This is a genomic window from Morganella morganii (assembly GCF_019243775.1).
Taxonomy (GTDB): domain Bacteria; phylum Pseudomonadota; class Gammaproteobacteria; order Enterobacterales; family Enterobacteriaceae; genus Morganella; species Morganella morganii.
Genome location: NZ_CP069157.1, coordinates 1 through 14,173 on the forward strand (window position 1 = coordinate 1; position 14,173 = coordinate 14,173).

The 14,173-nt window shown below is 52.5% G+C and carries 10 protein-coding genes and 1 pseudogene; 5 read left to right on the plus strand and 6 right to left on the minus strand.

The features are described 5' to 3' along the window. The first annotated feature begins 10 nt into the window (after positions 1–10). Genes dnaA through gyrB form a run of 4 tightly spaced genes read left to right on the plus strand, consistent with a single transcriptional unit; the run spans position 11 to position 6,042 of the window. Complete coding sequence (gene dnaA, locus JL661_RS00005; protein ID WP_015422366.1) at positions 11–1,408, plus strand: chromosomal replication initiator protein DnaA; 1,398 nt, start codon at positions 11–13, stop codon at positions 1,406–1,408. Positions 1,409–1,412: 4 nt separating this feature from the next. After that, entirely contained in the window at positions 1,413–2,513 is a 1,101-nt protein-coding gene (dnaN, locus tag JL661_RS00010; RefSeq protein WP_004236713.1) for a DNA polymerase III subunit beta, read from the plus strand. A gap of 4 nt (positions 2,514–2,517) precedes the next feature. Further along, positions 2,518–3,600 (plus strand): DNA replication/repair protein RecF, encoded by a 1,083-nt coding sequence (recF, locus tag JL661_RS00015; RefSeq protein ID WP_004236714.1) that lies wholly within the window; start codon positions 2,518–2,520, stop codon positions 3,598–3,600. A 27-nt stretch (positions 3,601–3,627) separates the two neighbouring features. Continuing rightward, complete coding sequence (gene gyrB, locus JL661_RS00020; RefSeq protein WP_004236715.1) at positions 3,628–6,042, plus strand: DNA topoisomerase (ATP-hydrolyzing) subunit B; 2,415 nt, start codon at positions 3,628–3,630, stop codon at positions 6,040–6,042. A 55-nt stretch (positions 6,043–6,097) separates the two neighbouring features. Here gyrB and JL661_RS00025 read toward each other — a convergent pair whose 3' ends face one another. The 5 genes and pseudogenes from JL661_RS00025 to gad form a co-directional block, all read right to left on the minus strand. Then, positions 6,098–6,751, minus strand: a complete 654-nt coding sequence (locus JL661_RS00025) for a MarC family protein (protein WP_004236716.1) — start codon at positions 6,749–6,751, stop codon at positions 6,098–6,100. Further along, positions 6,744–8,024, minus strand: coding sequence for an APC family permease (locus JL661_RS00030; RefSeq protein ID WP_036417477.1), 1,281 nt, complete (start codon positions 8,022–8,024; stop codon positions 6,744–6,746). The genes JL661_RS00025 and JL661_RS00030 overlap by 8 nt, the downstream gene beginning before the upstream one ends. A gap of 92 nt (positions 8,025–8,116) precedes the next feature. Further along, positions 8,117–9,047, minus strand: a pseudogene (gene glsA, locus JL661_RS00035) (glutaminase A). Then, the gene (gene gadC / locus JL661_RS00040) at positions 9,044–10,525 is read right to left on the minus strand and encodes a glutamine/gamma-aminobutyrate antiporter GadC (RefSeq protein ID WP_004240194.1); all 1,482 of its coding nucleotides are present in this window, start codon (positions 10,523–10,525) and stop codon (positions 9,044–9,046) included. The pseudogene glsA and the gene gadC overlap by 4 nt, the downstream one beginning before the upstream one ends. A 71-nt stretch (positions 10,526–10,596) precedes the next feature. Then, complete coding sequence (gene gad / locus JL661_RS00045) at positions 10,597–11,979, minus strand: glutamate decarboxylase (protein ID WP_004236721.1); 1,383 nt, start codon at positions 11,977–11,979, stop codon at positions 10,597–10,599. Positions 11,980–12,330: 351 nt separating this feature from the next. Here gad and JL661_RS00050 point away from each other — a divergent pair, with 351 nt between their 5' ends. Further along, positions 12,331–12,492 carry a hypothetical protein gene (locus JL661_RS00050; RefSeq protein ID WP_218480995.1) on the plus strand — a complete coding sequence of 54 codons (162 nt, stop codon included), beginning with the start codon at positions 12,331–12,333 and terminating at the stop codon, positions 12,490–12,492. A 377-nt stretch (positions 12,493–12,869) separates the two neighbouring features. Here the strand turns inward: JL661_RS00050 and asd are convergent, their stop codons facing one another. After that, entirely contained in the window at positions 12,870–13,979 is a 1,110-nt protein-coding gene (asd, locus tag JL661_RS00055; protein WP_062773478.1) for an aspartate-semialdehyde dehydrogenase, read from the minus strand. Positions 13,980–14,173: the final 194 nt, after the last annotated feature.

Below are 14,173 nucleotides of genomic sequence, written 5' to 3' on the forward strand. Positions count from 1 at the left end.
GGAGTTCACCGTGTCTCTTTCGCTTTGGCAGCAATGTCTTGCCCGTTTGCAGGATGAATTACCTGCCACAGAATTCAGTATGTGGATACGCCCCCTTCAGGCTGAGCTGAGTGATGACACTCTGGCGCTCTATGCCCCAAACCGGTTTGTGCTCGACTGGGTACGGGAGAAGTACATTAATAACATTAATGCGCTCCTGTCCGATTTCTGCGGCAACGAAATTCCGCAACTGCGCTTTGAGGTCGGTAATAAGCCGGCCGGCGCTGTCAGCACACCGGAAAGAAGTATTCCCCCGTCACGGACGATGAAACAGCCGCCTTCGCGGGAAAAAGCCCCCGCACTGCGCCCGAGCTGGCATGATAACAGCGCGGAACCGGATGTGGCTTACCGTTCCAACGTTAACCCGAAGCACACCTTTGACAGCTTTGTGGAAGGTAAATCGAACCAGCTGGCGCGCGCAGCCGCCCGTCAGGTGGCGGATAACCCGGGTGGCGCATACAACCCGCTATTCTTATACGGCGGAACCGGTCTGGGTAAGACCCACTTATTACATGCCGTCGGCAACAGCATTATGGAAAGCAAAGCCAACGCCAAAGTGGTCTATATGCACTCAGAACGTTTTGTGCAGGATATGGTCAAAGCCTTACAGAACAACGCGATTGAAGAGTTCAAACGTTACTACCGTTCTGTCGATGCCTTACTGATAGATGATATTCAGTTCTTTGCTAACAAAGAGCGTTCTCAGGAAGAATTTTTTCATACCTTCAATGCCTTACTCGAAGGTAATCAGCAGATAATCCTGACCTCCGACCGCTACCCGAAAGAAATTAACGGGGTGGAAGATCGCCTGAAATCGCGGTTCGGCTGGGGATTAACCGTTGCCATTGAACCGCCGGAACTGGAAACGCGGGTCGCCATCCTGATGAAAAAAGCCGATGAAAACAACATCCGCCTGCCGGATGAAGTGGCTTTCTTTATTGCGAAACGTCTGCGCTCCAATGTCCGTGAACTGGAAGGTGCACTGAACCGGGTGATTGCCAACGCCAACTTTACCGGGCGGGCGATTACCATCGATTTTGTGCGTGAAGCACTGCGGGATCTGTTAGCACTGCAGGAGAAACTGGTCACCATCGATAATATTCAGAAAACTGTTGCTGAGTATTATAAAATTAAAGTGGCTGATCTGCTCTCCAAACGCCGTTCGCGCTCTGTCGCCCGGCCGCGCCAGATGGCGATGGCACTGGCAAAAGAGCTGACAAACCACAGTTTGCCAGAAATCGGGGATGCTTTTGGCGGCCGTGACCACACGACCGTTCTGCACGCCTGCCGTAAGATCGAGCAGCTGCGTGAGGAAAGCCACGACATCAAAGAAGATTTTTCTAACTTAATCCGGACATTATCATCATAGCGCTATGAAATTTATCATTGAACGTGAGCAATTGTTAAAACCCTTACAACAGGTCAGCAGTCCGTTGGGCGGTCGCCCGACCCTACCGATTCTGGGTAACTTACTGCTGAAAGTCTCTGATGGCGTACTGCATCTCACAGGGACAGACCTTGAGATGGAAATGATGGCCGCCGTTCCGCTGGACCAGCCGCATGAAAACGGCGAAACCACGGTACCGGCCCGGAAGTTCCTGGATATCTGGAGGGGTCTGCCGGACGGCGCGCAAATCAGTGTTGAGCTTGACGGTGACCGTCTTCTGGTCCGCTCCGGGCGCAGCCGCTTCTCGCTGTCCACTTTACCGGCCTCGGATTTCCCGAATCTGGATGACTGGCAGAGTGATGTCACTTTCTCTCTGCCGCAGGCAACATTGAAACGCCTGATTGAATCCACCCAGTTCTCCATGGCACATCAGGATGTCCGCTATTACTTAAACGGCATGCTGTTTGAAACCAGCGGCTCTGTGCTGCGTACTGTCGCCACAGACGGGCACCGCCTGGCGGTCTGCTCGCTGGATATCGGACAGGAACTGCCGGACCATTCGGTGATCGTGCCGCGTAAAGGGGTTATCGAACTGATGCGCCTGCTCGACGGCGGCGATGCCCTGCTGAAACTCGAAATCGGCAGCAACAACATCCGCGCCCATGTCGGCGGGTTTATTTTCACCTCCAAACTGGTGGATGGCCGCTTCCCGGACTACCGCCGTGTCCTGCCGAAGAACCCGGACAAAACGCTGACGGCAAATTGTGATATGCTGAAGCAGGCTTTTTCCCGTGCGGCGATTTTATCGAACGAGAAATTCCGCGGCGTGCGGATTTACCTGAGCAACAATCAGCTCAGAATTACCGCCAATAACCCGGAGCAGGAAGAAGCCGAAGAGATCGTGGATGTCACCTATGACGGAACGGACATGGAAATCGGGTTCAACGTCAGCTATGTCCTTGATGTTCTTAACACACTGAAATGCGAAGATGTCTCGGTGAAACTGACCGATGCCACCTCCAGCGTGCAGATTGAAGATGACGCCAGTGATGCAGCCGCTTACGTTGTGATGCCGATGCGCCTGTAACACGATGATCCTCTCGCGTTTACTTATCCGTGATTTTCGCAATATCGAAAATGCGGATTTACCGCTGGCCACCGGGTTTAACTTTCTGGTCGGTCCGAACGGCAGCGGTAAAACCAGTGTTCTGGAAGCCATTTACACACTCGGCCACGGCCGGGCATTCCGCTCAGTACAGGCGGGGCGTGTTATCCGCCATGATAACGACGAATTTATCCTGCACGGCAAACTCGGGCAGGAACAGACAGACCGGGCCACCAGCGTCGGCCTGAGTAAAAACCGCCAGGGTGACAGCAAGGTCCGCATTGACGGCACTGACGGCCATAAAATTGCCGAGCTGGCAAAATTACTGCCGATGCAGCTTATCACCCCGGAAGGCTTTACCCTGCTCAACGGCGGGCCGAAATTCCGCCGGGCTTATATTGACTGGGGCTGTTTCCACAATGAACCGCAATTTTTTGCGCTGTGGAGTGATTTAAAACGTCTGGTGAGACAGCGCAATGCCGCCCTCCGCCAGGTATCGAATTACGGTCAGATCCGCCACTGGGATCAGCAGCTGATTCCGGTTGCTGAGCAGGTCAGTCAGTGGCGGGAGAATTATGTGACAGCGATTGCTCAGGATATTGAGCAGACCTGTCAGCAGTTTTTACCTGAATTTTCGCTGAGTGTCTCTTTCCAGCGCGGATGGGATAAAGAGACCGATTATTCAGAGCTTCTGCAGCGCCAGTTTGAACGGGACCGCGCACTGACCTACACCGCCTCCGGCCCGCATAAAGCGGATTTACGGATCAGAGCGGACGGGGTGCCGGTGGAAGATTTACTTTCACGTGGTCAGTTAAAACTGCTGATGTGCGCGCTGCGGTTAGCACAGGGTGAATATTTCACCCGTCAGAGCGGGCAGCAATGCCTGTATCTGCTTGATGATTTTGCCTCCGAACTGGATGCCGGGCGCCGTCTTTTACTGGCTCACCGGCTGAAAGCCACACAGGCACAGGTTTTTGTCAGTGCCATCACCCCTGAACAGGTCAGTGATATGGCGGATGAAAACAGTCGCCTCTTTGTCGTGGAAAAAGGTAAAATACAGGTTCAATAATCAGGATTAGATGAGCGGGAAACGTTGATGTCGAATACCTATGACTCCTCAAGTATCAAAGTATTAAAAGGGCTGGACGCGGTGCGTAAACGCCCGGGAATGTACATTGGTGATACCGATGACGGAACCGGTTTACACCACATGGTCTTCGAGGTTGTTGACAACGCTATCGACGAAGCCCTCGCCGGTTACTGTAAAGACATCATTGTGACCATTCACAATGATAATTCAGTCTCCGTACAGGATGACGGTCGCGGTATCCCGACCGGGATCCATGAAGAAGAAGGCGTCTCCGCCGCAGAAGTTATCATGACTGTTCTGCACGCCGGCGGGAAGTTCGATGATAACTCCTATAAAGTCTCAGGCGGCCTGCACGGCGTCGGGGTCTCTGTTGTTAACGCCCTGTCTGAAAAACTGGAACTGGTTATCCGCCGTGACGGCAAAGTTCACGAGCAGATCTACCGCCACGGTGAACCGCAGGATCGCCTGACTGTTGTCGGCGAAACTGACAAAACCGGGACACGCGTGCGTTTCTGGCCGAGCATGGACACCTTCAAAGGCGAGACTGAATTCCAGTACGACATTCTGGCAAAACGCCTGCGCGAACTCTCCTTCCTGAACTCCGGTGTATCGATCCGTCTGATCGATAAACGCGACGGCAAAGAAGATCACTTCCACTACGAAGGCGGTATCAAAGCGTTCGTGGAATATTTAAGCCGCGCCAAAACTTCGATTCATAACAACGTTTTCTATTTCTCCACTGAGAAAGACGATATCGGCGTGGAAATCTCCATGCAGTGGAATGACTCCTTCCAGGAAAACGTATACTGCTTCACCAACAACATTCCGCAGCGCGACGGTGGTGCTCACCTCGCCGGTTTCCGCGCCGCCATGACCCGTACCCTCAACAGCTATATTGAGAAAGAAGGGCTGAATAAAAAATCCAAAGTCAGCACCACCGGGGATGATGCCCGTGAAGGGCTGGTGGCGGTAATTTCCGTCAAAGTGCCGGATCCGAAATTCTCCTCTCAGACCAAAGACAAGCTGGTCTCTTCCGAAGTGAAAACGGCGGTTGAAACCCTGATGAACGAAAAGCTGTCTGAATATCTGGATGAGAACCCGAACGACACCAAAATCATTGTCGGCAAAATTATTGATGCCGCACGTGCCCGTGAAGCCGCACGCCGTGCCCGTGAAATGACCCGCCGTAAAGGCGCGCTGGATTTAGCCGGTCTGCCGGGTAAACTGGCGGACTGTCAGGAACGCGACCCGGCATTCTCCGAACTGTACTTAGTGGAAGGGGACTCTGCGGGCGGCTCTGCAAAACAGGGGCGTAACCGTAAGAACCAGGCTATCCTGCCGCTGAAAGGTAAAATCCTGAACGTTGAGAAGGCGCGTTTTGATAAAATGCTGGCTTCTCAGGAAGTTGCCACACTGATCACCGCACTCGGCTGCGGTATCGGCCGCGATGAATACAACCCGGATAAACTGCGCTATCACAGCATCATCATCATGACCGATGCCGACGTCGATGGTTCACACATCCGTACCCTGTTACTGACTTTCTTCTACCGTCAGATGCCGGAAATCATTGAGCGCGGTTATGTGTATATCGCACAGCCGCCGCTGTATAAAGTGAAAAAAGGCAAGCAGGAACAGTATATTAAAGATGACGAAGCGATGGAGCAGTATCAGGTCTCTATCGCACTGGATGGCGCGGCACTGTATGTAAACGAAAATGCAGCTCCGATTCAGGGCGAACATCTGGAAAAACTGCTGCACGAATACAACGGCGCACACAAAATTATCCGCCGTTTAGAGCGTCTCTATCCGCTGGCACTGTTAAACAGCCTGGTCTACCAGCCGAAACTGGAAGAATCCGCACTGCTGAACAAAACCGAGGTGGAAGCCTGGGCACAGAGCCTGACAGAGCGCCTGACCCGTCATGAAGAGCACGGCAGCACCTACAGCTACCGTATTGCGGAAAACAAAGAGCGCCAGCTGTTTGAGCCGGTACTGACTATCCGTACCCACGGTGTGGATACTGACTACAATCTGGATTTCGATTTTGTTCACGGCAGCGAATATGCCCGTATCTCCAAACTGGGTGAGCTTATCCGTGGTCTGATTGAAGAAGGTGCTTATGTTGTCCGTGGTGAACGCCGTCAGAACGTCAGCAACTTTGAGCAGGCACTGGACTGGCTGATGAAAGAATCACGCCGTGGTCTGGCTGTACAGCGCTATAAAGGGCTGGGTGAAATGAACCCGGAACAGCTGTGGGAAACCACCATGAACCCGGAAACCCGCCGTATGTTGCAGGTCACGGTAAAAGATGCAATTGCAACGGATCAGTTATTCACCACACTGATGGGTGATGATGTTGAACCGCGCCGTGCCTTTATCGAAGAGAATGCCCTGAAAGCGGCAAACATCGACGTATAATTTTTTCCTCTCTCTGAGACCCCATAAAGCCCGGTTTTCCGGGCTTTATTTTTTATCACCCCGTAAGATGCTTCAGATTCGTGGTGATAAGACCGACCATTCCCGAAACCAGTAACTGAATCGCCAGTGTAACCAGAATAATGCCGGAGATCCGCGCCAGGGTGTCCATCACCCCCGGGGATAAACGCCCGTGCAGCGGCCCGGTTGCGAGAAAAGTCAGCGCAATAGTGGGCAGCATCAGCAGGATCACAACAGAAAGCTGTATCAGCCCGGACAGGGAATCACTGTGTCCGGCCAGCGAAATCCCGACCGCTATCGTGCCGCCGCCCATCGACAGCGGAAAAAGCAGCGGTACCATTGCCAGCCGCATGATATCTTTCGGCGGGGTCACACTGACCGGAATATCACTGTGCTCCTCTTTCACCCCGCGGATAAGCATCGGCCATCCCTGTGCCAGTAACGCAATACCGCCGGTGACGGTCAGAGCATCCGCACTCAGCCCGAGAGCCGTCAGCAGCCAGTTCCCCAGCCAGATAACCACCAGCATGACCAGCGTGTATCCCGCCGCAATTTTCCAGGCAATTTGCCACAATATGTTCCGGTCAATCCGGCCAAGGATAATCGTGGCGGCGGTGATAGTTGCCGGGGGACTGAACAGCGACACAAAAGTCACATAATTAAGAAGAATATTATCGAGCCATTCATTCATCTTTCCGGCTCCGTTTCCGCAGATAACCGGCAAACAGACAGAGAATAAGGGCCCCGGCAATCACACTGACAGAAATAAATCCTCCGCTCAGCAACGTCACCACAAAACCAGCCAATACAGCGGTGACAAGGACAATCCCGGTCCCGGTAATGAGTTTTGATGCCCGGATAACTGCGCTCTGACGCCACGCCACCACCAGCACCATCAGATAGCACAGAAGAAACGTAAAACTGGCGACATTGGCCAGATCACTGAGATTCAGGAACAGCGCCAGCAGCAGTGTCAGCAGAATGAGCAGAATATTTACTGTTGTTCCCTGCCGGAATACCGTTTTGCCCCAGGAATCCGGCAGAATACCGGTGCTGCACATTCTGTCGGTGATATTGAAGGCGGAAAACAGGGTGGCATTAATGGCGGATGTTGTCGCCAGCAGCGCGGCGGCGGCCACAATCACAAAACCGGTTTTTCCCCATACGGGATAAGCCACCTGAGCCACAGCGGTATCCGCATAACGGACCAGTTGAGACGGCGAGAGATTACCGAGCAATACCAGCGCCAGGCTGATATACAGTACAATCGTGAATAAAATGGCGATCATAAATGCCCTCGGCATCACCCGGCCGGGGTCTGCCACTTTGTCTGAGGCATTTGCCATCATGCCGAACCCGGCATAGGCGAAAAACGTCAGCCCGACGGCGGAAAAAAGGGTATCTCCGGAAAACGAGCTGATATTCAGCAGTGTTGTATCCACAGTAAATACGCCCGTCGCCACCAGGGCGATAATAATCACCAGTTTGGTGCCTACCAGAAGGACTTCCACTTTACCGACAGCATGGCTGCCGGTGATATTCATCAGACCAACCGCGATGATAATAAACGCGGTATACACTTCCGGTAATAAGGCCGATTCATTTCCCTGATGAAAAAGCTGAACGGCGTAAGCCCCGAACGCCCTTGCCACCATCGCCACCGTCAGGATCAGCGTGACAAGATACAAAAAGGATAAGGCGATCGTCAGCACGGCGGGCAATGACAGCCGGAAGAAATCAATAATACCGCCCGGCGAGGGATAACAGGCGGATAACCGGGCATAGGCATAACCGGCAAATAACGCAACCAGACCGCCGCAGGCAAAGGCAATCCATGTTGCAGATTGCATAATCAGTGCCGTCTGCCCCAGCAGGGCAAAAATCCCGGCACCTACCATTGCGCCGATCCCCAGCGCAATAACCTGTAACAACGTTAACGGCTTTTCTGATGACACTGGCTTCATAACCCGCTCCTGAAATAAAACATGTGCTGCCGCTGGTGTTTATTTATATCTGATAACGCCCGGAAGCCCGGGCGTTATCGTTATCAGCGGGATCACCGGTAAAGGTTATATCCCAGTGCGGCGGCAACCGAAGCCACCATTTTCTGGCCTCTGACACTGTTTCCGTCATCATCCAGCGGCGGTGAAAATGCCGCTATCCCCATCACACCCGGTACCACTGCGAGGATCCCCCCCGCCGACCCCGCTTTTGCCCGGTAACCCGACTGTGTATGCCCAGTCACCGGAGCGGCCGTACAGCCCTTCCATGGTCATTTCTGCCAGGATAAACGGAGTATGTGCCGGGTTCAGCACCTGCTCACCGGTTACCGGGTTTTTGCCGTGTCCGGCCAGTGTCGCGCCCATTGTGGCCAGCTCTTTGGTGGTCAGCAGTGTGGAGCACTGGCGGGTATACACATCACAGGCCTCCATCGGGTCACAATAGAGGTTTTGAGCCGCGTAAAGCAGCCAGGATATGCCCCGGTTATGGAAATTGGTGGTCTGCTCTGACTGATTCAGTTCGTCCGACAGAGCAATATTCTCCGACCCGAGACGGCGCTGCATGGTCAGGATGCGCTGCCAGCGTTCATCGGCAGATTTTGCGGTGACCGCACTGACGGTCGCGATCGCACCGGCATTCACCAGCGGCGACAACGGCTTGTCGTTATGCAGCTCCAGCGCCATCACAGAGTTAAACGGCAGCCCGGTCGGATCCGCACCAATCTGATCCTGAACCGCCTGCGGGCCGATATCCTCCAGCGCCAGTGCCAGCGTGCAGACTTTGGAAATTGACTCGATGGCAAACCGGTAATCAGCATCACCGCTGCTGATAATATCGCCCTGAGCAGTGACTACCGCAACCGCCGCCAGGTCGGACGGGATATTAGCCAGGAACGGAATATAATCCGCATTCGCACCGCCGGGAGCCTGATGAAACTGCTGCCAGGCATTGGTCACTGCCTGTTTGATTGCTGTTAAATCTGTCATGATGCTTTTCCTTTGTTTTCCCATGTAAACGGTGCGAAATCACTGTCCGGATCACGCCAGCCGGGTTTACGGATCTGATAAACAACAAACGGAAGAAGAACGAACAGAACGGTCAGTCCGATCAGCGCCCCCACATACACTTCCGGGCTGCCGACCGCAATCTGAGCCGGCGGGATAAAGCTGAACAGAAACGCGGTTAATGAGCCGAGCAGCCCCATACCGCCGAGGATAATCATCCCCGCATTACCGCCCGGGATCCGGTACGGACGCGCACGCTGCGGCTGACTGAAGCGCAGGTAAATCGCGGCGCTGAACATCAGCATATACATAATCAGATAGAGAATAACCGTCAGCTGACTGAGGATCTGATAGGCCGCCTGCACGGACGGCAGCACCACAAACAGCACCGCCAGCAGAGAGACCAGCACAGCCTGTACCAGCAGGATATGTGTTGCCATCCCGTTCTTGTTGGTATGCTGGAACCAGTGCGGCAGATAGCCCGCTTTCGCCACTTCCAGAAGACCGGAGGACGGCCCGGCAACCCAGGTCACCACACTCGCCAGCACACCGATAGCCAGCATGACGGCGACAATCGGCCCCATCCACGGAATATGTGCCCATTTGAACATGTCATCGTAAGCCACCAGCAGACTCTGGGTCAGACTGATATCGGACTGAGGAATGATAAAGGCGATCGCCAGTGTGCCCAGCACAAAGATAGCCACCGTACCCGCCGCCGCCAGAATGATGGCTTTCGGGTAGTTTTTTGTCGGGTTATCAATGTCTTTTACGTGAATGGCGTTCATTTCCATACCTGCATAGAACAGGAAAATACTGGCCGCCAGCACAATGTTATCGAAGTTTGAGAAATCCGGCAGAACCTGATCCCACGCCAGGTCAATCTGCGGCGTCTGACCGCTGAACAGGTAGGAGAAACCAAGTACAATCAGAATGATCGCCGGAACAATCGTCCCGATAATCCCGCCCCATTTTGATACCCGGGCAAACGCGCCCACGCCTTTAAAGGCAATAAAGGTCGCCAGCCAGTAGATAAACAGGACAATACCTAGCACAAAGAATTTATTTGCCGCCAGCGCTTCATCGAATGTCTGATGCGGATCGATAAAGGCGAGTGATACCGCCCCGAATGTCAGCCCGGTCGGGAACCAGACCGTCACCTCAATCCACAGCATCGCCATCGCCAGAAACGCCAGACGCGGCCCGAACGCCTCGCCGACCCAGCGGAACACCCCGCCTTTCTCTGACCAGCCGGTGGCCAGTTCAGCAGCAACCAGTGATACCGGGATCAGGAAAAACACCGCAGCAAACAGATAATAGAAAATCGCACTGAGACCGTATTCCGCTTCGGCAGGCAAACCGCGCAGGCTCACCACCGCCACAATATTCATGACGATAAGTGTGCCGACAGTTAGTTTTGCTGCACCGGAAGACGGTTTTTTGGTTGAAGTATCAGTCATAAAAGCACCCCGGAGGATAATGAGTGAGATCCTCCGGCCGCTGATACCGGCCGGAGGTCATTGTATGAAAATTAACCGTGATGGAAGGTGGCTTTGGCAGTCGAGTTCACTACCGGATTTTGCCTGAAGTGATCGATAGCCCGCTTAATATCATCCAGCAGCAGTGCAGCCAGGTCGCGGCTGACGCCGTGACGGATCATAATGCGCTGAACAACGGTTTTCTCTCTGTCCGCCGGGAGCGGATAAGAGGCTATCAGCCAGCCGCGTGTGCGGATGCGGTCGGAAAGGTCATACAGATTGAACTGTGTCACGCCCGGTTTCAGCTTGTAAGCCACCGCCGGCAGTGCACCGCGGCCGTCATACACCAAGTCGAAAATCCCCAGCTTGTTCAGTTCATCCGCAAGCCATTGCGCAGTATCTGCACACGCCTGCTGAATTTTGGTATAACCGGCGCGTCCCAGACGCAGGAAATTATAATACTGTGCAATGATCTGCCCGCCGGGACGGGAAAAGTTCAGTGCAAATGTCGGCATATTGCCGCCGAGATAATCCACATTGAAAACCAGCTCTTCCGGCAGGTCTTCTTTGCTGCGCCAGACCACCCAGCCGACACCCAGCGGTGACAGGCCGTATTTGTGTCCGGAGCTGTTAATGGATTTCACCCGCTCAATCCGGAAATCCCACACCAGTTCCGGCTGGATAAACGGCGCGATAAACCCGCCGCTGGCACCATCAACATGCAGCGGAATATCAAGGCCGGTATCCCGTTGTATTGCATCAAGTTCTTTTGCCAGTTCCGCCACCGGTTCATAAATCCCGGTAAACGTGACCCCCAGTGTCGCCACCACACCGATGGTGTTTTCATCGCAATATTTGCGCAGGTCAGACGGCTGCATACCGAGGGCATCACCTTCCAGTGGGATCTGCCGCAGTTCCACATCAAAATAGCGGGCAAATTTTTCCCAGCACACCTGTACCGGGCCGGTTACCAGGTTTGGCTTACCGGTCTCTTTCCCCTGTTTTTCTCGGTTTTTACGCCAGCGCCATTTCATTGCCAGCCCGCCGAGCATTGCCGCCTCACTGGAGCCGGTGGTAGAGCAGCCGATAGTTTCCTGTGCCTGCGGGGAATTCCACAGGTCGGCAATAATATGCACACAGCGGCTTTCAATTTCTGCAGTTTGCGGATATTCGTCTTTGTCGATCATGTTTTTATCGACACTGTCGGTCATCAGCTGTTTGACTTCATCCTCAACCCATGTTGTACAAAATGTCGCCAGATTCTGACGGGAGTTACCATCCAGCAGTAATTCGTCACGGACCACGCTGTAAATAATTCGCGGGTCACTGCTGTCGTCCGGCATTTTGTATTTAGGGAGTTTTGCATCCGAGTCCGTTGATGCGTAAATATCAATAAATTCTGAACTATTTTTACCTTTCACTGCATGAAGAGACATAAAACCTCCTTCTCAGATCACTTATTGATAGTTAAAATTAATTAACGCTGCTGTCATTCTGAACACGGGAATTTACGGAAAAACAGGATATCTCCTGCCGAAAATGTGCATTCAGTGAAGCAACCTAAGTATATTAGCTTATGAAATGCGCAATTTTCAAACCCGTAAAACAGGTTAATAATTATGTTTTCTTATGTGATCTGATTTAACCATTGCGATAATAAATAAATTTCGTTAATAAAAAACCGGATTAACACAAAAGAAACATTTATTTATTTCGTTACGGTTTTGTGAAACCCGGATCTGTTTATATAAGAAACTTACAGACTAAAATTAACGAAAGAAGAATGAATGACAGGAAAAAGCGGGTGGTACGAAAGATCAGAAATCAGCGCCTTTTTTTATTACCCGAATCAAGCCATTTTTACAGCGCCGGGAACAGCAGACAAAAAAAACAGGAAAGGGACAGATACAGCGGGTGATTTAAAACATACAACTAAATATAAACATTAAGTCAGTCTCTCCGGCTGCTGACGCGGATTTTAATTCTCAGAAAGATTAAATAGCTGCTATAAAACAGCACCGGGGATATACAACATATTATGTGTACAGTTTTAACAATAAAATAAAAACGGGACAGGAACGAAATGTTACCGGTGCATTTTGCGCAAATAACAAACAATAAACGGAGTGTATCAATAATTCCGGTAATATAGACCTGACAGACATTTTTCAGCTGCAGAAAACACACACATCCGGTTATTTAACCGGTTCAGTCAGTGAGAAGATGCAGATTCTGCAAAAAAAGCAAAACACAAACAAAAAAAATGACCCATGCGAAAAAATCAACACATGGGCCTGCTTTATTATCTGTATTTAGATTATTGTCGTTATTTCAGTAAAATATTCAGCATTCTGCGTAACGGCTCTGCGGCACCCCACAGAAGCTGGTCACCCACAGTAAACGCAGATATATAATCCGGTCCCATATTCAGTTTACGGATGCGCCCGACCGGCGTTTTCAGTGTGCCGGTAACCGCCGCCGGGGTCAGCTCACGCACGGTAATATCGCGATCATTCGGCACCACACGAACCCACTCATTATGAGCTGCCAGCAGAGACTCAATCTCCGCAACCGGCAGATCTTTCTTCAGTTTCAGGGTAAATGCCTGGCTGTGGCAGCGCAGAGCGCCTATACGGACACACAGGCCATCCACCGGAATAATATTCTGGCCGCGTGACAGGATTTTGTTGGTTTCCGCCTGCCCTTTCCACTCTTCGCGGCTCTGGCCGTTATCCAGCTGCTTATCAATCCACGGGATCAGGCTCCCGGCCAGCGGTACACCGAACTGTTCCGCCGGTAATGCACCACTGCGGGTAAATTCAGTGATTTTGCGTTCAATATCCAGAATCGCGGAGGCCGGGTCCTGTAACTCTTTCACCACATGGGCATTCAGTGCCCCCATCTGCACCAGCAGTTCACGCATATGACGCGCACCGGCACCGGATGCCGCCTGGTAGGTCGCCACAGAGGCCCACTCCACCAAATCAGCCTCAAACAGGCCGCCCAGGGACATCAGCATCAGGCTGACCGTACAGTTACCGCCGACAAATGTTTTAATGCCGCGGTTCAGCCCTTCTTCTATATGCTTACCGTTCACCGGGTCGAGAATAATAATGGCGTCATCATTCATCCGCAGTGCTGATGCCGCATCAATCCAGTAGCCGTCCCAGCCGCTCTGACGCAGCTTCGGATAGACATCATTGGTGTAATCGCCGCCCTGGCAGCTGATAATAATGTCGAGCGCGCGCAGTGCATCAATATCAAATGCATCCTGTAACGTGCTGCAGTGTCCGCCAAATGACGGCGCTTCCCCGCCGCTCTGCGAGGTTGAGAAAAATACCGGACGGATCCCGTCAAAATCCCGCTCTTCTGTCATGCGCTGCATCAGCACAGACCCCACCATCCCGCGCCAGCCGACAAATCCCACATTTTTCATCGTGATGTTTCCTTTTATTCTCATCTGAACTGCGTTTGCAATACTCTTAACCTGACAAAATATAGATAACGGTGCAAGTGAATTTATTGATGATCCCCCGCTGTTCAGAAGCGGGACTTATATCAGACGACGGGTTCTCATCCGGCCGCCGGTGCTTTATGCTGGGGATAACACAACAGTGATCAGAACAGGGC

Excerpts from the sequence above, each read along its gene's own strand:
- dnaN (WP_004236713.1), top strand. The coding sequence starts at position 1,413 with ATGAAATTTATCATTGAACGTGAGCAATTGTTAAAACCCTTACAACAG.
- recF (WP_004236714.1), top strand. The coding sequence starts at position 2,518 with ATGATCCTCTCGCGTTTACTTATCCGTGATTTTCGCAATATCGAAAAT.
- gyrB (WP_004236715.1), top strand. The coding sequence starts at position 3,628 with ATGTCGAATACCTATGACTCCTCAAGTATCAAAGTATTAAAAGGGCTG.
- JL661_RS00025 (WP_004236716.1), bottom strand. The coding sequence starts at position 6,751 with ATGAATGAATGGCTCGATAATATTCTTCTTAATTATGTGACTTTTGTG.
- JL661_RS00030 (WP_036417477.1), bottom strand. The coding sequence starts at position 8,024 with ATGAAGCCAGTGTCATCAGAAAAGCCGTTAACGTTGTTACAGGTTATT.
- gadC (WP_004240194.1), bottom strand. The coding sequence starts at position 10,525 with ATGACTGATACTTCAACCAAAAAACCGTCTTCCGGTGCAGCAAAACTA.
- gad (WP_004236721.1), bottom strand. The coding sequence starts at position 11,979 with ATGTCTCTTCATGCAGTGAAAGGTAAAAATAGTTCAGAATTTATTGAT.
- JL661_RS00050 (WP_218480995.1), top strand. The coding sequence starts at position 12,331 with ATGACAGGAAAAAGCGGGTGGTACGAAAGATCAGAAATCAGCGCCTTT.
- asd (WP_062773478.1), bottom strand. The coding sequence starts at position 13,979 with ATGAAAAATGTGGGATTTGTCGGCTGGCGCGGGATGGTGGGGTCTGTG.